This is a genomic window from Jannaschia sp. W003 (assembly GCF_025144335.1).
GTDB lineage: Bacteria > Pseudomonadota > Alphaproteobacteria > Rhodobacterales > Rhodobacteraceae > Jannaschia.
In genome coordinates, this window is the sequence record NZ_CP083539.1 from 1166243 (window position 1) to 1183984 (window position 17742).

Sequence of the window (17742 nt, forward strand, 5' to 3'; positions counted from 1 at the left end):
CATGGCCATGCGCTTCGAACTCGTCTCGCCCGAGCGGCGCCTCGCGTCCAAGGACGTGCGCGCCGTGCGCATCCCGGGCGCGGACGGCGACCTCGCGGCCATGGAGGGGCACACTCCCGTGGTCACCTCGCTCCGCCCCGGCGTGCTCGTGATCGAGACCGAGGACGGCGGCGAGGAGCGCTTCGCGGTCACCGGCGGCTTCGCCGAGATCGGGCCGGACTCCACCACGGTGCTGGCCGAGCGGGCGCTGCCCGCCTCGGACGTCACCCAGGAGGTCTACGACGACTGGGTCGCGGACGCCCGCGGCCAAGCCAAGGACGCGCCCCAGGACACGATCGACTCGGCCACGAAGCTGGTCGAGGACATGGTGGCCATGGGCGGGCACATCGGGCTCGACCCGAAGCAGCCCAACCTCTAGGTCCGCCGCCCCGCGGGGCGGACCCGCGACGCCGCAAGGGGCCCCGGCACGCGCCGGGGCCCTTTCCGCTTTCGTTTCCGTGCGATGCCGGTATTCCCCCGAGAGGGAGGGCGCCGATGCGCAAGCTGCAGAACCACCTGATCGGCGTCGCGCAGGGCAGCCGCCTGCTGTTCTCGGACTTCGAGGACGGCGGCGCGATGTGGACCGGCCGCGGCCCCCGCGAGGTGCGCCTGCGCGAGCCGTTCCCCGAGCCGTTCAAGTCCCCGCCCGCGGTGCACGCCTCGCTGTCGATGTTCGACATCGGCGAGGCCGCGAACCACCGCGCCGACCTCTCGGTGGGGGCGATCGACGTCCACGGCTTCGAGCTGGTGTTCCGCACCTGGGGCGACACCCGGATCGCCCGGGTGCGCGCCGACTGGATGGCCATCGGCGAGGTGCGCGCCGACGACGAGTGGGACGTGTAGGGGCCTCGGGCAACGCTCGGCGGGGCCGGGGTCCCCCGGACCCCGTCCTACTCCGACTCGCGCTCCATCGCCTCGAGCTGGTCGATGAACCCCTCGATCATCGACAGGCCCTTGTCCCAGAACGCCGGGTCCGACGCATCGAGCCCGAACGGGGCCAGCAGCTCCCGGTGGTGCTTCGAGCCGCCGGCCCGCAGCATGTCGAGGTACTTCTCCTGGAAGCCCTCCGGCTCGGCCTCGTAGGCCGCGTAGAGCGCGTTCACGAGGCTGTCGCCGAAGGCGTAGGCGTAGACGTAGAAGGGCGAGTGCACGAAGTGGGGGATGTAGCCCCAGAAGCTCTCGAAGCCGTCCATGAAGCGCACCGCCGGCCCGAGGCTCTCGCCCTGCACCGACATCCACAGCGCGCCGATGGTCTCGGGCGTCAGCTCGCCCTCGCGGCGCGCTGCGTGGAGCTTGCACTCGAAGTCGTAGAACGCGATCTGCCGCACCACGGTGTTGATCATGTCCTCGACCTTGCCCGCCAGGAGCACCTTGCGGGCGTTGCGGTCGGGCGCCTGCTCCAGGAGGGCGCGGAAGGTCAGCATTTCGCCGAACACGCTGGCCGTCTCGGCGAGCGTGAGCGGCGTCGAGGACAGCCACTCGCCCTGCTCGGCCGCCAGCACCTGATGGACGCCGTGGCCCAGCTCGTGGGCCAAGGTCATCACGTCGCGGGGCTTTCCGAGGTAGTTCAGCATCACGTAGGGATGCGCGTCCGTCACCGTGGGATGCGCGAAGGCACCGGGGGCCTTGCCAGGCTTCACCGGCGCATCGATCCAGCCGTCCTCGAAGAAGGGGCGCGCGATCTCGGCCATGCGCGGGTCGAAGCCGCGATAGGCGTCCTCCACGGTGCGCCGGGCCTCGTCCCACGGGATCGTGCGGTCGGCCTCCAGAGGCAGGGGCGCGTTGCGGTCCCAGACCTCGAGCTGGTCCAGCCCCAGCCACTTGGCCTTGAGCGCGTAGTAGCGGTGGCTCAGGCGCGGGTAGGCGGCCACCACGGCGTCGCGCAGGGCCTCGACCACCTCGGGTTCCACATGGTTGGCGAGGTGGCGCGCGGACTGCGGCGTGGGCAGCTTGCGCCAGCGGTCCTCGATCTCCTTCTCCTTGGCCAGCGTGTTGTGCACGCGCGCGAAGATGCGGGTGTTGGCGCCCAGAACCCGGGCCATCTCGCGGGCGGCCTCCTCGCGCAAGCTGCGGTCCTGCTCGGAGAGCTTGGAGGCCACGCCCTCGATGTTCAGCGTCTCGCCGCGCACCTCGAACTCCAGGGCGGCGGTGGTCTCGTCGAACAGCTTGTTCCACGCGCTCGCGCCCACCACGGAGGCGTCGTGGAAGTAGCGTTCCATCTCGTCGGACAGCTGGTGCGGCTTCATGGCGCGCAGGCGGTCCAGCGCGGGGCGGTAGCGGGCGAGGTCCGGGCTGGCGGCGTAGTGCGCCTCGAGGACGGCGTCGTCGAGGCGGTTGAACTCGAGGTTGAAGAACACGAGCGCGGCGGAGGCGTCCGTGAGGCGGTCCTGCATGTCGCTGAGGAACTTGCCCCGCTCGGCGTCGCCGGTCTGCTGGTAGTAGCGCAGGCCCGCGTAGCTCATGATCCGGCCGCCCACCGCGTCGAGCCGCTCGTGGCGCCGGATCGCGCGCAGCATGGCGTCGGTGTCGAGGTCGGCCAGCTTGCCCTCGTAGTCGGCGGCATAGGTGCGCGCCTCGGTCTCGTACCAGTCGAGGTCGGCGGCGAGCTCGGGAGCGTCGGGGGCGGCGTAGAGGTCGCTCAGGTCCCACTCGGGCAGGTCCCCGAGGTTCTTTCCGCCGGCGTCGCGGGCGGCGTCGAAGGTGCGTGTCGGCATCGAACTCTCCTTGGGTCCGAACCTAGCTAGGGGCATGGGCGCGGCGCGGCAACCGACGGGCGGATCGTTCGGGAACGATCCGCGGGGGCGCGAATCCTTCGGAGAGGATTCGCCGGGGGGGCGTCAGCCGCGCGCGTCCAGCCTCACCTCGGCGTCGCCGGCCTGCATCGCGCCCTCGGCGCGGTCGAAGCGCAGGTAGGCGAGCGCCCGGCCCTCGGACACCGTGTGGAGCGTGCCCGCCGGCTTGCCGTCCACCGTGATTTCCGCGCCCGGCGCGGCCGTGCCCTCCTCCAGCCGCACCCGCGCGAGGCCCTTCCGCAGCTCGGTCTTGTGCTTCATGCGCGCCGTCACCTCCTGGCCCACGTAGCAGCCCTTGCGGAAGTCCACGCCGCCGAGGCGCTCGAAGCCCATCTCCAGGATGTAGCTCTCGTTCGGGATCAGCTCCGCGCCGCCCTCGGGCACGAGGTGCTCGACTCGCACCGCGTCCCAGTCCACGGCCTCGGCGGAGCCGGCATCGTAGGCGCGCCAGCCCATGCCGGGGCGCGGGTCGGGCAGCGCGCCCTCGGGCGGCTCGCCCAGGCCCGCGCGCACGGGCCGGTCGGTCGCCTCGATCCCCACCTTCGACCGCAGGCGGTACATGCCGAGCCGCTGCGCCAAGCCTTCGGCCAGCGCGGCGGGGGCGTCGAGCCAGGTCGCCCCGTCCTCGCGGAAGGCGAGGAAGTCGGCGAGGTACTTGCCCTGCGGATTGAGGAGGGCGGCGTAGCCCAGCCCCTCGGCGGGCACGTCGCGGGTCAGGAGGCCGGCGAGGAAGCGGTCGGCGTCGGGGCCGTCGATGCGGAGGAGGGTGCGTTCCATGGGCCCGAGATAGGGCGCGGGGCGCCGGGGCGAAAGGCCGCGCCTCCGCGCAACGGCGCTTCCCGGCGCCCCGCGTTGACCCGCCCCGTGCCCGCGCGTAGCGATCCGCCCATGAGCATCGCCCACGGTCCCCACACCCTCGCCATTCCCGGCCCCTCGATCATGCCCGAGCGCGTGCTGCGCGCGATGCACCGGCCGGCGCCCAACATCTACACCGGGCCGATCGTGGACCTGACGCATTCGCTGATCCCCGACCTGAAGCGGGTGGCGCGGACCGAAGGGAACGCGACGATCTACATCGGCAACGGCCACGCCGCCTGGGAGGCGGGGCTGGCCAACACCCACGCCCGGGGCGATCTGGTGCTGGTGCCGCGCACGGGCAGCTTCGCGGACGGCTGGGCGGCGGTGGCGGAAGGTTTGGGGCTGCGGGTGGAGTTCCTCGACTTCGGCAACCGCGACCCGATGGACCCCGCCGCCATCGGCGAGCGGCTGCGCGCCGACACGAACCACGAGATCCGTTCGGTGCTGTGCGTCCACGTGGACACCTCGTCCTCGGTGCGCTCGAACCTGCTGGCGATCCGCCGCGAGATCGACGCGGCGGGCCACCCCGCGCTGCTCCACGCGGACTGCATCGCCTCCATGGGCTGCGACGTATTCGAGATGGACGCCTGGGGCGTGGACGTGGCGATCACCGGCTCGCAGAAGGGGCTGATGACGCCGCCGGGCGTGTGCTTCGTGTTCTACTCCGCCAAGGCCGACCGCGCCCGCGACCGCTCCGACCTCGCCACCTCCTACTGGGACTGGCGGCCGCGCACGAACCCGGCTGTCTACTTCCGCTACTTCAACGGCACCGGCCCGACGCACCATCTCTACGGCCTGCGCGAGGCCCTCGACATGATCGTGCGCGAGGAGGGAGTGGAGGCCGTCTGGGCGCGCCACGCGCTGCTCGCGCAGGCCCTGTGGGCCGCGTTCGAGGCGTGGGAGGCGCCGGGCGGGCTAGAGCTGAACGTGCGCGACCCGGCGCACCGCTCCCACGCGGTGACGGCGGTGCGCCTGCCGAAGCGGGGCACCGCGCTGCGGGAGTGGTGCGAGATGCGCTTCGGCGTCACCCTGGGGATCGGGATCGGCATGGCCGATCCGGGGACGCCCGCGTGGGACGGCTTCTTCCGGGTGGGCCACATGGGCCACGTCTCGGGCCATGCGATGATGGGGACGCTCGCCGCCATCGACGCAGGTCTCAAGGCGCTGGCGGTGCCCCACGGCGCGGGCGCGCTGGAGGCGGCGAGCCGGGTGCTCTCGAAGGCCTAGTCGCGGTCCACCCGCACCCGCGCCAGCCGCGCGATCCCGCCCTGCACCAGCGCGCACGTGGCGAGCGCGGCGACGTAGCCCCACACGCCCCAGATCACCCAGAGCGCCATCACGAGGATCAGCCAGCTCATGGCGAGGAAGGCGTTGGTGTAGTCGGGCACCGGATCGGGCTGGGGACGTGTGCGCATCGGGGGCCTCCTTCCGGCGAAGGGTAGGCAGCGGCGGCGCCGTGGCAAGTCAGGCGCGGGCGTCGCGCAGGGCCTCCGGCAGGGCTTCGCCGAGCCGCGCCATGTCCGGCTCGGGGCCGCAGGACACGCGGATGCAGCGGTCGAGCGGGGCGACGCCCGGCATCCGCACGAACACGCCGCGCGCGCCGAGGGCGTCGAGCACGCGGCGCGCGAAGGCCCCGTCCCGGCCGCAGTCCACGGCCACGAAGTTGGCGGCCGAGGGGAGCGGCTGGAGCCCATTGGCGCGGGCGATCCCGGCGATCCGCTCGCGCGAGCGTGCCACCTCGGCCCGCACGTGGTCGAGCCAAGCCCCGTCCTCCAGCGCGGCCAGCGCCCCGGCCTGCGCCACGCGGCCCAGCCCGAAGTGGTTGCGGATACGGTCGAAGGCGCCCGCGAGCGCGGGGTGCGCCACCGCGTAGCCCACCCGCAATCCCGCCAGCCCGTGCGCCTTGGAGAAGGTCCGCATCCGGATCACGCGGCCGTCGGTGGGGTCGAGCGGGGGGATCGCCTCCGCCGGCGCAAGGTCGGCATAGGCCTCGTCGAGGCAGAGCACGGTGCCCTCGGGGAGGTCACCCAGGAAGCGCGTCACCGCGTCCGCCCCGTGCCACGAGCCCATCGGGTTGTCGGGGTTGGCGAGGTAGACGAGCTTCGCGCCGGTCTCGCGGGCCTTCGCGGCGAGGGCGTGCAGGTCCTCGCGGTCGTCCCGGTAGGGCACCGCGTGGAGCGAGCCGCCGTTCCCCGCCACGTGGAAGGCGAAGGTCGGGTAGGCGCCGAGCGAGGTCACCACCGCGTCGCCGGGCGCGACCAGCAAGCGAACGAGGTAGGCCTGCAGCCCGTCGATCCCCTCGCCGGCGACGATGCTCTCCACCGGCACCCCGTGGTGGGCGGCGAGGGCGTGGCGCAGGTCGTGGACCTCGGGGTCGCCGTACATCCAGGCATCGCGCGCCGCCCGCGCCATCGCCTCCACGGCACGGGGCGAGGGGCCGAAGCCGCTCTCGTTGGCGCCGAGGCGGGCGGCGAAGGGGCGGCCCCGGCTGCGCTCCTGCGTCTCGGGACCGACGAAGGGGACGGTGGCGGGCAGGCTCTCGGCGAGGGGGGTGAGGCGGTGCATGGGAGAAGCCTTAGGCCAGCGCCTCGCTGCGGTCCACGAGATGGAGGAGCGGCTCGCCCGCCTCGCCCCGGCGGACGTTCTCGGCGATCACGCGGGCGGCCGTGGCGGGGCGCGTGGCCGAGGCGACGTGGGGCGTGACCGTCACCTTCGGGTGGCTCCAGAACGGGTGGCCTTCGGGCAGCGGCTCGACCCGGTGGGTGTCGAGCGTGGCGTGGGCGAGGTGGCCGCGATCCAGGGCCTCCAGCAGCGCGTCCTCCACCACCAGCGCGCCGCGGCCGGGGTTCAGGAGCACGGCGCCGGGGCGCATCCAGGCGAGACGGCGGGCGTCCATGAGATCCTCGGTGGAGCGGGTGTGCGGCACCAGCAGCACGGCGATCTCCGCCCCGCCCAGCGCCTCGCGCAGCCCGTCCTCGCCCGTGACCGAGCGCACGCCCTCGACCCGCTTGGGCGAGCGCGACCAGCCCGTGACCGGGAAGCCGAGCTGCGCCAGCGCGCTCGCGCAGGCGGACCCGAGCGCGCCCATGCCCAGCATCGCCACGGGCCGGTCCGCGGCCAGCGGCGGGGCGGCGTCGTGCCAGCGGTGCTCGGGGTTCGCGACGTGCGCGTCCATCCCGAGGTGGTGGCGCAGCACGTGGCCCACCACCCACTCCACCATGCCTTGCGTCAGGCCGGCGTCGACCATGCGCGCGAGGGGCGCGCGGAGCGTGCGGTTGCCCTCGACGTCCTCGACCCCGGCCCAGAGGTTCAGCACGCCCTTGAGCGCCGTGTAGGGGCCGAAGTCCTGCAGCGCGGAGTTCGGAGCATAGACGATCCAGTCCACCGTGGCGGGGTCGGCCTCGCCGAGTTGCACGATCTCGGCGTCCACCCCGGCCTCGCGCAACGCAGCCGGAAGCACCTCGCGATACTCCTCCCAGCGATTGGGCTTCGCGGCGAAGAGGACCCGCGTCATGTGGCGAAGGCCGAGCCGGCGGGGTCGCGCATGCCCTTGAACTCCAGCGGATTGCCGAAGGGGTCGAGCAGGAACATCGTCGCCTGCTCGCCCGGCTCGCCCTCGAACCGGCGCGTGGGGGCGATCACGAACTCGGTGCCGGCGGCCTCCAGCCGGTCGGCCAGCACGCGCCACGCGTCGATCGTCAGCAGCACGCCGAAGTGGGGCATGGGCACCATGTGATCGCCCACCTTGCCGGTTGGGGCGTGGGCGAAGGGCTCGCCGAGGTGGAGGCTGATCTGGTGGCCGAAGAAGTCGAAGTCGACCCAGGTGTCGGTGGACCGGCCCTCGCGGCAGCCGAGGAGGTCGCCGTAGAAGCGGCGGGCGCCATCGAGGTCGCGGACGTTGAAGGCGAGATGGAAGATGCTCATGGGGCGGTGATGCCGCGCGGGGGGCGGGGCCGCAATTGGTTTGCGCCGTTGCGCGGCGGGCGGGCGGGCGGAGCGGCCCGTGGCGGGCCGGCCCTCCGGGGGAGGTATTTGGGAAAGCAAAGAGGCGCACCCTACCGCGCGCCTCGGGCCCGCGGCGGGGCGTCTTCGCTTGCGGCCATCGGCTCCTCAGCCTGTTCCGCGACGAGGTTGATGACACGGCGCGGTTAAGGACACCCTAACGCGCCCTTCTTTGCTTCCGAAAATACCTCGGGGAGCGCGAGGGGCTGGCCCCTCGCTCCTTCACGACGGATCGCGCCAGCGCATCGCGATGGGATAGCGCCGGTCGAGCCAGAACGCCCGCTGCGTCAGGCGCGCGCCGGGGGCGGACTGGAAGCGCTTGTACTCGGACTGGTAGATCAGCCGCTCGACGTGCTTCACGGTCTCCCGCTCGTGCCCGGCAGAGACCACCTCGGCCACGGACTGCTCGCGGTCGATCAGGCGCTGGAGGATGTCGTCGAGCACCGGGTAGGGCGGCAGCGAGTCCTCGTCGAGCTGGTCCTCGCGCAGCTCGGCGGTGGGCGGCTTGTCGATGATCGCGGGCGGGATCACCTCGCCCTCGGGGCCGAGGAACCAGCCGACGTGGTTCGCATTGCGCCAGCGGCAGGCCTCGAAGAGACGCGTCTTGTAGAGGTCCTTCACCGGATTGTAGCCGCCCGACATGTCGCCGTAGATCGTGGAGTACCCCACGGCGACCTCGGACTTGTTGCCGGTGGTCAGGAGCATCGCCCCGAACTTGTTGGACAGCGCCATGAGGAGGAGGCCGCGCAGGCGGCTCTGCACGTTCTCCTCGGCGAGGTCGGGGGAGGTGCCCTCGAAGAGCGGGGCCAGCGCCTCGGTGACCGCGTCCACGGGGCCGCCGATGCCCACGGTGTCGAGGCGCGCGCCCAGCCGCCGGGCGGCGTCCGCGGCATCGTCGAGCGAAGCTTGGCTGGTGTAGCGCGAGGGCAGCATCACGCAATGCACGTTGTCCGGCCCCAGCGCGTCGGCGGCGATGGCCGCGACGATGGCGCTGTCGACCCCGCCCGAGAGCCCGAGGATCGCCTCGCGGAAGCCCGTCTTGCGAAAGTAGTCGCGGGTCGCCAGCACCATGGCCTGGTAGTCGGCGCCGATGCCCTCGGGCTGGGGGGCGAGCGGTCCGTCGAGGGCGCGCCAGCCGTCCTCGCCCTCCTCGAAGGTGACGGTCTCCTGCGCCTCCTGGAACGAGGGCATGTGGAGGGCGAGGGCGCCGTGGGGGTTCAGCACGAAGCTGGCGCCGTCGAAGACCTGATCGTCCTGACCGCCCACGAGGTTCAGGTAGGCCAGCGGCAGGCCGGTCTCGACGGTGCGCGCGACCATCACGCTGTAGCGCACGTCCTGCTTGCCGCCGAAGTAGGGCGAGCCGTTGGGGACCACGAGGATCTCGGCGCCGGTCTCAGCGTGGGTCTCGGCGACGTCGTCATACCAGGCGTCCTCGCAGATGGGCGAGCCGATGCGCACGCCGTTCACCGCATACGGGCCGGACACGGGGCCGCTGTCGAAATAGCGCTTCTCGTCGAACACCTTGTAGTTGGGCAGGTGGTGCTTGAGCAGCTCGGCGACGACGCGGCTGCCCTGCATCACCACCCAGGCGTTGAACGGCTTCTCGCAGCCCGGCGGCCAGACCGGGAGGCCGACGCCGAGGGCGGGGCCGTCGGCACATTCCCGAACGATTTCATCGAGGTGGCGGGTGCAGTCGGCGACGAAGGCGGGCTTGCGGGCGAGGTCGAGCGGCTGATAGCCGGACAGCGCCATCTCGGGGCAGGCGACCATGTCGACGCCCTCGTCGCGGCCCTTTTTCCAAGCCTGCACGATGCGTCGGTGGTTGGCGTCCAGGTCGCCCAGGGCGGGGTTGATCTGGGCGAGCGAGAGGCGGAAGCGGCGGGTCATGGCCCGCACCTAGCGCGGGGGGCGGGGCGGGGGAAGCGGCCCGAATCCGGGGGGCGCCCCCCGTGCACCCCCCGTACACCCCCCGTGCAGACGCGGAGGCGCCCTCCCGGAGGGCGCGCGTGCCGTTCACGCCTGGTTAAGAAGCTTGCGGTACTTGGGCACGAAGAGGTCCGCGCCCTTCATCTTGCGGGTCACGAAGTCGCCGGCGGTGAAGAGGCCGAGGAAGGAGTTTCCGCGCTGCGGCCCGAGGGGCACGAGGATCGGCGCCTTCGGGCCCCAGGGCCGGAACGGCGCGAGGGCCTCGACCCGGCGGCCCTTCGCCACGGCCCGGAGGGTGCGGCGGAGCCACGGAACCTGCCGGCTGGTGGTAACGATGGTCATGCCGTCGCCGGCGTCGACCGCATCGCCGGCGGCGAACACGTTCTCCAGCGTCGAGGGGCGCAGCCAGGGATCGACCGCGACGCGGCCCGCCGCCGCCAGGCGCGCGCCGGGCAGGCCAGCGAGGAGCGCGGTGTCGGGGCGCGAGCCAAGGGCGGGGAACACGAGGTCGAAGCGGTGCTCCGTGCCGTCGGGCAGGCGCAGGGTGCCGGGGTGGGGCTCGGTGGTGCTCTGCAGTCCTTCGGCGCGGGCGCCGAGGATCAGCGTGACGCCCATCGCCCGCAGCTTGGCGGCCAGCGCGTCGCCGAGGGCCTCGGGCTGGTCCGGAAAGAGGCGCGGCGTGCCCGAGACGAGGGTGACGCGCTTGCCGGGCATGGCGTAGGCGATCTCGCCGGCCAGCTCCACGCCCACGGCGCCGGCGCCGACGATGGCCACCGTCTCGGCGGCGCGGAGCTGCTCGTGGGCGCGGCGGCTGGCGGCGCGGAACGCCGCGAGGTCGTCGCCCTCGGGCTTGAACGGCGCGCCGTTGGCGGACCCGGTGGCGACCACGATCCAGTCCGCGGCGACGCGGCCCCCGTCCGCGAGCGTCACGCCCCCCGCGTCCACCGCGGCGGCGCGGGCGCGGACGACCTCGCCGCGCGCGAGCAGGCGGTCGAGGGGGATGAGCGCGCGGTCGAGCAGCTCGGGCTCCACGACCGCGCGGATGGTCGCGGGGGCGTGGATGAAGTGGGTGCGCGGCTCGACCAGGGTGACGGCGGCGTGGGGGTCCAGCGCGCGGGCGAGCGTCGCGCCGACGTAGCCTCCGCCGACGATCGCGATGCGGGCGGTCATGGGATGCCTCTCGTTGGTGTGCGTTCCCCCCAAGGTAGGCGAGGAGCGCGGGCGAACGCGACCCCCAGCCGGCGCACCGGCCCGTGCGCGGATGCGCGGGGGGGAGGGGGTGGCGCTCGGGTGCACGCGCGTGGGGCAGCGGCGGCTCGCCGACCCGGGCATTGGGTCGGACGTGCGTGGAATCGCGGCGAGTCGGACCCCGTGACCGCAAGCGGGTGGGGAGGCGTCGCACCGGCCCGCGCGCCGGCGCGTCGGGGGCCGCGGCACCGGCCGTTCGGTTCGCGGGCCCGAGGGCGGGGCGGTTCGGCGCCGCACGGGGCCGGGCGAGGAATCGCCCCTGCGAGGGCGGCGGCATCGGTGGGGCGTGACCATGCGATGATCGGGTGTGGAGAGGGGTGGGCGCCGCGACCGATGCGTCGGCGCGTGCGGATGCGGTGTCGAACCGTTGCCCCTTGGGGCGAACGCGGAGGGAGTCGGCGCGCCCGCCTCTGCGTCCATGTCCGGGGACGCGCCGGAGCGGGTGGCGTGATCCTCGGGGGAGGGGCGTGGCTGGTCGGACCGGAACCGACGCGCTCGCAGGACGCGTGTGCGCCTCGGTGGCGGCCCAAGCGATCCTCGGACGCAGGCGTGCGGCGGTGCAGCGCGGCCCCGGCCCGAGCATCGGGACGCATGTGTTAGGCGGCAACGGGGCGCACCCCTTCGGTGATCGAGCAAGAGGGGGGCGCAGGCTGGTGCGCTCCCACGCGCGGGAGCGGGGGTGGGCCGTTGCCCTCGGGGGCCGGTTGCGCGGGGCGGTCGTGCACCGGCCCGCGCGTCCATGCGCAGATGGCGGCAGGGGGCTGCGGCCCCCGGGCGCGGGCGTATGGAAGGGGGCCACGCACGGGTCCGTGCCCCGGGTCGAAGATGCGTGGCGCGGCGCCGGCGCATCGGCCCCCCCGCCTGCGCAGGCGGCGGCCCGCGGGGGCCGTGACCGTCGGGCGCAGTTGCGGGAGCGGGGCCGCTCGCCTAGCGTGCGGGGCGACGGCCCCTGCGCGGGCCACGGGGCACTACGAGGGAGAGCGCACGCATGATCGGCAGGATCGCCTTGACCGGCGCGCTGCTGGCCGCCACGGCGGCCGGGGCGCAGGAGGTCGCGACCAAGCAGTACGAGGGCGGCGGCGTCTACGAGGGCACGTTCCGCGACGGGGTGCAGCACGGCACCGGCACCTACCGCCTGCCGTCGGGCTACGAGTACACCGGCGAGTGGGTCGAGGGCGAGATCCGCGGCATCGGCCGCGCGCGTTTCCCGGACGGCTCGGTCTACGAGGGCGAGTTCGCCTCCGGCAAGCCCCACGGGCAGGGCACGATCACCTTTCCCGACGGCTCCACCTACCAGGGCGAGTGGACCGACGGGCGGATCGAGGGCGAGGGCGTGGCTGACTACGCCGACGGGCGCCGCTACACCGGCAGCTTCGTCGACGCCAAGCACCACGGCACGGGCGTGCTCGAGGCGCCTTCGGGCTACCGCTACGAGGGCGGCTGGGCGGAGAACCGCAAGGAGGGCGAGGGGCGCATCACCTATGCCGACGGCTCCACCTACGAGGGCGGCATGATGGCCGACCAGCGCCACGGCACCGGCACGCTCGTGACCCCCGACGGGGTGCGCTACGAGGGCGACTGGCTGGAGGGCGCGATCACCGGCACCGGCGTGCTGACGCAGCCCTCGGGCGACGTCTACGAGGGCGCGCTGGTGGACGGGCGCCGCGAGGGGCAGGGCACCGTGCGCTACGCCAACGGCGACCGCTACGAGGGCATGTTCCAAAATGATCAGCGCCACGGCCGGGGCGTGTTCGAGGGCACCAACGGCTACCGCTACGAGGGCGACTGGGTGGAGGGCCGGCTCGAGGGCGAGGGCGAGGTGCGCTATCCCGACGGCTCGGTCTATGCGGGGACCTTCAAGGACGACCTCGCGGACGGCACCGGCAAGATCACCTACGAGAACGGCGCCACCTACGAGGGCCAGTGGGCGGCTGGCGTGATCGAGGGCGAGGGCCGCGCCGAGTATCCCGACGGGCTGGTCTACGAGGGCGGGTTCAAGGACGCGCAGAACCACGGGTTCGGGGTGATGACCTCGGCCGACGGCTACCGCTACGAGGGCGAGTGGCAGGACGGCAAGCGCCACGGGCAGGGCAAGGCGACCTATGCCGACGGCACCGTCTACGAGGGCACGTTCGTGGAGGGCGAGCGCGAGGGGCAGGGCCGGATCGAGATGGCCGACGGCTTCCGCTACGAGGGCGGATGGCTCGGCGGCGAGATCCACGGCGAGGGCGTGGCGACCTACGCCAACGGCGATCGCTACGAGGGCAGCTTCGAGCGCGGCAGCCGTCAGGGCTCGGGCACGATGCGCTATGCCACGGGGCAGGTCGAGGCCGGCCAGTGGGACGGCGGCGCGCTGGAGTCGCTGGGGCCGGTCGACGGGGATGCGGCGGGCGGCGGTGCCGGGGGCGGGGACGCCGGGGGCGAGGCCACGGTTGGCGATGGGGCAGAGGAGGCCGATGCGGCCGAAGGGCCGGCCGACGCGGCGGAGGACGGGGACCCGGAGGTCCGGGTCGTGCCGGTGGAGCCCGCGGGCGACTAGGCGCCCGCGCCCCTCAGGCCGCGGCGACCGCGTCCGCGTCCGCGAGGTGGTCGAGGGTGTCGGCGATCTCGGCCCAGAGGCGCGAGAGGCTGAGGCGGTCGGGCAGGTCCACGTGGGCCACGCCCGCCGCGGCGAGGGCCGCCGTGATGCGGCCGCGGGTCGCGGGGTCGGCGCGGCGCTCGCGCAGCAGCGCCGCGACCGGGCGCCCGGCCTCGTCCACGATCACCATGTCGGCCACCAGCCCGTCGAGCGCGCCGGGGGCGTCGCTGTGGAGGAACGCGGCCAGGGCCACGCCGGCGTGGAGCGTGGCGGTGGGGGTCTCGACCTCGAGGCGGTCGGCGATCCAGTTGTGCAGGCGCACCTCGCGCTCGGTCATCAGGGGGCGTGCGCGCACCGCGGGGGCGCTGTCGCCGCCGGTCCACTCGTTGGCCCAGGAGCCCGAGCCGCGCAGGCCGTCGCGCGCGGCGGCCTTCGGGGCGGCGGGGGCCTCGGCGGGCCCGGCGCGCAGGTGGCGGGCGAGGAGGCGGGGCGCGAGGCGGGCCGCCTGTCGTACGATGGTCTGGTCGATCTGCATGGCTGTGAACCCCGGTCGATGCGTTGCGTCCGGTGTCACGGGCGGTCGCGGCGGAATTGGGGCGCGGCGGGGGTGTTTGCGCGGTGGCCTCAGACCCGCTCGCCCCGATCGAGGCGCTCCAGCACCGCGTCCGCGTCCGCGAGGATCGCCGCGCGGCGGTCCTCGGCCATGCGGTCCCAGCTGCGATAGGCCTGCCGCATCCGGGGGTTGGGCTCGAACCGCGCGCGGTGGCGCGCGAGGAAGTGCCAGTAGAGGCGGGTGAACGGGCAGGAGGGACGGCCTTTGCCGGCCCCCTTGGGATCGTAGCGGCACTGGCGACAGTAGTCCGACATGCGGTCGATGTAGGCGCCGCCCGAGACATAAGGTTTGGAGCCGAGGAGGCCGCCGTCGGCGTGCTGGGACATGCCCACCACGTTGGGCGCCTCCACCCATTCGTAGGCGTCGGCGTAGACCTCGAGGTACCACTGCTGCACCTCCGCCGGATCCAGCCCGGCGAGGAGCGCGAAGTTGCCCGTCACCATCAGTCGCTGAATGTGGTGGGCGTAGGCGTCCTGCATGGTGGCGCCCACGGCCTCGGCGACGCAGCGCATGTCGGTCTCGGCGGTCCAGTAGAATTCGGGCAGCGCGCGGTGGTGATCGAGGGCATTGCGGCTCGTGTAGTCCGGGCCCTCGCGGAAGTAGACGCCGCGCACGTACTCGCGCCAGCCGATGATCTGGCGGATGAAGCCCTCGGCGGCGTTGAGGGGGACGTGGCCCGCCTTCCACGCGGCCTCGGCGGCCTCGCAGCACTCGCGCCAGCCGAGGAGGCCCGCGTTCAGGTAGACCGAGAGCACGGCGTGGTAGAGGAACGGCTCGCCCGCGACCATCGCGTCCTGGAAGTCGCCGAAGCGGGGGAGCGAGACGCGGACGAAGTGCGCGAGCGCCGCCTTCGCGCCGTCCCGGTCGGTGGCGAACCAGAAGGGGCGCAGGGTGCCGTAGCGGTTGCCGAACTGCGCTTGGACGAGGGCGAGGACGTCTTCGGTGGTCTCGTCGGGCTTGAAGCGCAGGGGGCCGTCCGCGTCGCTCACGTCGTCGGGCGCGGGCTTTCGGTTGTCGTGGTCGTAGTTCCAGCGGTCGCCGGCGGGCTTGTCGCCATCCATCAGGAGGCCGGTCTTGCGGCGCATCTCGCGGTAGAACCACTCCATCCGCAGCTCCTTCCGGCCGTCGGCCCAGGCCTCGAACTCGGCGTGGGAGCACAGGAACCGGTCGTCGGGGAAGAGGTGGACGGGGAGGGGGGCTTCCTCGAGCGCGTCGATGAGGCGGAACTCGCCGGGCTCGGTGGCGAGGGCCTCGGCGGCGCCGGTGGCCGCGGCGGCGCGGAGCAGCTCGCCGGGGATGCTGTGGGTGTTCTCGGGGTCGTCGAGCCGGGTGTAGTGAACCTGCCAGCCCGCTTCGCGCAGGGCGTCCGCGTGCTTTCGCATGGCGGCGAAGAGGAAGGCGATCTTCTTGGGGTGGTGGGAGACGTAGTCGGTCTCCGCGCGCACCTCGGCCATGACCACGGTGTCGGTGGAGGGATCGCCTTCGCGCAGGGCCGAGAGGTCCATGGAGAGCTGGTCGCCGAGGACGAGGACGAGGCGGCTCACCAGGGGATCTCCGCGCCATCATACGCGAAGAAGCCGCCCGATTGCGCGGGCGCGAGGGTGGCGAGGACGCGCACGAGGTTGGCGGCGGCCTCCTCCGGGGCGACCTTCGGGGCCTTGTAGCCTTCGGTGAACGCGGTCTCCACGGTGCCGGGGTGGAGCGCGGCGACCACCGAGCCCTTGCGGCGCCGCGCGATCTCGATGGCCGCCGTGCGGGTGATCTGGTTCGCGGCGGCCTTGGCGGCGCGGTAGGCGTACCAGCCGCCCATGCGGTTGTCGCTAATGGAGCCCACGCGGGCGGTCAGGACGCCGACGCGGGCGGCGTCGCCGAGGCGGGGGGCGAGGTGCTTGAGCACCAGCGCCGGGCCGATGGCGTTGGCGGCGAACACGGCGGCGAGGGCGTCCGCGTCGACGGCCTCCAGCGCCTTCTCCGGGGCGCCGCCCGGGGGCGCGAGGATGCCTGTGGCGACGAAGGCGAGGTCGATGGGAGGGAGCGCGCCGAGGTGGCGGGCGACGGAGGCCTCGTCGGTGACGTCGAGGCCGTCGTGGCGGCGCGAGAGGCGGGTGACGGCGTGCGAGGCGGCGAGGTGGTCCGCCAGCGCGGCCCCGATGCCGCCCGAGGCGCCGATGACGAGGGCGTTGGGCATGGAGGCGAGGTAGCGGCGGGGGGAGGGGAGGCAAGCGGGCCGGGCTGGCGGCACGGCCCGCCCCGGCCTTCGAGCCGGGGCCTCGGGTGGCGGGCTGGCGCTTCGCTGCGGGTCGATGCGCCGGCGGTTGGCGGAGGCCCCGGCGCAGGGCCGGGGCGTTCGAAGCTACACCGTCCGCCTGACGGGAACCGTCAGGCAGCGGCCGTCCGCCCCCATGGGCGGCCGCTTCGCGACCGCCCGCGGACGCCCCCTGCCTTCGCCGCGGAGCGGATTGGGATGATGCTGGAAACCCGATGCCCCAGCGGCCCTACCGCCGCACCACCACCTCCGCGCCGCGCTCCTCCGGCTCGTCGTCGCGCATCTCCGCCGGGAAGCCCGGGCTCGGATGTCGAGGCGGTCGCCTCCTCCAACCGGCGCACGACGTTGGGCGACAAGCTCGCGGGGCCGAAGCGGGCGATCGCGTCGGCGAAGATCGAGACCAGCAACGGCGAGACCTCCAGGGGGACGCCCGCGTCCCGGGCGAATGCGGTCGAAGAGGCCGATGTCCTTGGCCACGAGGTCCATCGTGAACGAGATGTCGCGCGAGCCGTTCAGGATCACCTGGCCTTCGGTCTCGGCCACGAAGGAGGTGCCCGATGAGATCGCAATGGCCTCGTAGGTGGTAGCGAGGTCGAGGCCGGCGGCCTTCATGGTCACGAGCGCCTCGCACAAGGTGACGAGGTTCGCGGTGGCGAGGTAGTTGGTCATCACCTTGAGCGTGGACGCCGTGCCGATGGGGCCTGTGTGGAGCACGCGGCGGCCGAGCACCGTCAGGAGGGGCAGCATCCGCTCGAAGGTGGCGCGCGGGCCGCCCGCGAGGATCGCGATGTTGCCGGTGGCGGCGCGGTGGCAGCCGCCCGAGACGGGGCACTCGATGGCCTCGCCGCCCGCCTCGATCACGAGCGCGGCGAGGCGCTTCACCTCCTCGGCGTCGTTCGTGCTCATCTCGGCCCAGATCGTACCGGGGCGCAGGCCCTCCAGCACGCCGCCCGGCCCCTCGACCACGGCGGCCACGGCGCGGGGCGAGGGCAGGCAGGTGACGACCACGTCGCAGCCCCGCGCCATGGCAGTGGCGCTGCCGCCCCACGTGGCCCCCCGCGCCTCCAGCGGCGCGGCGGCGGCGCGGTCGAGGTCGAGCACCTCCGTCTCGGTCCCGTTCCGCACGAGGCTGCCGGCGAGCTTGGCGCCCACGTTCCCCAGTCCGATGAATCCGACGCGCATGGGCGGTCCTCCCTCGCCCCCACGGTGGCGGGCGATCCCGCCCCTGCGCGCCGGTCCACGCCCCCCGGCGCGCGGTTCGCGACGGGGGGGCTTCCATCCCCCGCCCGATGCCGTATCCTGCGCCCCATGACGTCGCTCGCGATCCTCCGTCTCCTCCTTAGCCGCTCCTGAGCGTGCCCTTCGGCGCGACCGCTCGGGAGAGGGACCAGCGCCGGACACAGGAGACAGACCAGGAGGA

Annotated in this window: 15 protein-coding genes and 1 pseudogene; 4 read left to right on the forward strand and 12 right to left on the reverse strand. The window is 73.7% G+C overall.

Going from position 1 to position 17742, the window contains the following annotated elements; translation table 11 throughout:
- Position 1: 1 nt before the first annotated feature.
- Together K3554_RS05570 and K3554_RS05575 are read left to right on the forward strand one after the other, a co-directional pair.
- Positions 2-418 (forward strand): F0F1 ATP synthase subunit epsilon, encoded by a 417-nt coding sequence (locus tag K3554_RS05570; RefSeq protein WP_409197336.1) that lies wholly within the window; start codon positions 2-4, stop codon positions 416-418.
- 116 nt (positions 419-534) lie between these two features.
- Positions 535-882 (forward strand): H-type lectin domain-containing protein, encoded by a 348-nt coding sequence (locus K3554_RS05575; RefSeq protein ID WP_259944763.1) that lies wholly within the window; start codon positions 535-537, stop codon positions 880-882.
- A gap of 47 nt (positions 883-929) precedes the next feature.
- On the opposite strand, the gene K3554_RS05580 is transcribed toward K3554_RS05575, so the two are convergent.
- Positions 930-2753, reverse strand: a complete 1824-nt coding sequence (locus K3554_RS05580; protein WP_259944765.1) for a M3 family oligoendopeptidase — start codon at positions 2751-2753, stop codon at positions 930-932.
- Positions 2754-2876: 123 nt separating this feature from the next.
- Positions 2877-3608, reverse strand: coding sequence for a folate-binding protein YgfZ (locus K3554_RS05585; protein ID WP_259944766.1), 732 nt, complete (start codon positions 3606-3608; stop codon positions 2877-2879).
- Positions 3609-3719: 111 nt separating this feature from the next.
- Here K3554_RS05585 and K3554_RS05590 point away from each other — a divergent pair, with 111 nt between their 5' ends.
- On the forward strand, positions 3720-4916 hold the full coding sequence (locus K3554_RS05590; protein WP_259944768.1) for an alanine--glyoxylate aminotransferase family protein: 1197 nt from the start codon (positions 3720-3722) through the stop codon (positions 4914-4916).
- Here K3554_RS05590 and K3554_RS05595 read toward each other — a convergent pair.
- The 6 genes from K3554_RS05595 to K3554_RS05620 all read right to left on the reverse strand — a co-directional run bounded on the left by K3554_RS05595 (position 4913) and on the right by K3554_RS05620 (position 10787).
- Positions 4913-5104, reverse strand: a complete 192-nt coding sequence (locus tag K3554_RS05595) for a hypothetical protein (protein WP_259944769.1) — start codon at positions 5102-5104, stop codon at positions 4913-4915. The genes K3554_RS05590 and K3554_RS05595 overlap by 4 nt on opposite strands.
- Before the next feature lie 49 nt (positions 5105-5153).
- Complete coding sequence (locus K3554_RS05600; protein WP_259944771.1) at positions 5154-6254, reverse strand: pyridoxal phosphate-dependent aminotransferase; 1101 nt, start codon at positions 6252-6254, stop codon at positions 5154-5156.
- A 10-nt stretch (positions 6255-6264) separates the two neighbouring features.
- The gene (locus tag K3554_RS05605) at positions 6265-7203 is read right to left on the reverse strand and encodes a glyoxylate/hydroxypyruvate reductase A (RefSeq protein ID WP_259944773.1); all 939 of its coding nucleotides are present in this window, start codon (positions 7201-7203) and stop codon (positions 6265-6267) included.
- On the reverse strand, positions 7200-7613 hold the full coding sequence (locus K3554_RS05610; RefSeq protein ID WP_259944775.1) for a VOC family protein: 414 nt from the start codon (positions 7611-7613) through the stop codon (positions 7200-7202). Before K3554_RS05610 ends, K3554_RS05605 begins: the two co-directional genes overlap by 4 nt.
- Before the next feature lie 300 nt (positions 7614-7913).
- Entirely contained in the window at positions 7914-9578 is a 1665-nt protein-coding gene (locus tag K3554_RS05615; RefSeq protein ID WP_259944776.1) for an NAD+ synthase, read from the reverse strand.
- Between the two features lie 126 nt (positions 9579-9704).
- Positions 9705-10787, reverse strand: a complete 1083-nt coding sequence (locus K3554_RS05620) for an NAD(P)/FAD-dependent oxidoreductase (protein WP_259944778.1) — start codon at positions 10785-10787, stop codon at positions 9705-9707.
- Between the two features lie 1066 nt (positions 10788-11853).
- Here K3554_RS05620 and K3554_RS05625 point away from each other — a divergent pair.
- On the forward strand, positions 11854-13404 hold the full coding sequence (locus K3554_RS05625; RefSeq protein WP_259944780.1) for an MORN repeat-containing protein: 1551 nt from the start codon (positions 11854-11856) through the stop codon (positions 13402-13404).
- A gap of 13 nt (positions 13405-13417) precedes the next feature.
- Here K3554_RS05625 and K3554_RS05630 read toward each other — a convergent pair whose 3' ends face one another.
- From K3554_RS05630 to K3554_RS05645, 4 genes and pseudogenes are all read right to left on the reverse strand, one after another.
- Positions 13418-13978, reverse strand: a complete 561-nt coding sequence (locus K3554_RS05630) for a hypothetical protein (RefSeq protein WP_259944782.1) — start codon at positions 13976-13978, stop codon at positions 13418-13420.
- A gap of 89 nt (positions 13979-14067) precedes the next feature.
- Positions 14068-15603: a cryptochrome/photolyase family protein gene (locus K3554_RS05635; protein ID WP_311200390.1), complete on the reverse strand. Its 1536-nt coding sequence runs from the start codon at positions 15601-15603 to the stop codon at positions 14068-14070.
- Complete coding sequence (locus tag K3554_RS05640; protein ID WP_259944786.1) at positions 15597-16244, reverse strand: SDR family NAD(P)-dependent oxidoreductase; 648 nt, start codon at positions 16242-16244, stop codon at positions 15597-15599. The genes K3554_RS05635 and K3554_RS05640 overlap by 7 nt, the downstream gene beginning before the upstream one ends.
- Positions 16245-16551: 307 nt before the next feature.
- Positions 16552-17504: pseudogene (locus K3554_RS05645) on the reverse strand (NAD(P)-dependent oxidoreductase).
- Positions 17505-17742: the final 238 nt, after the last annotated feature.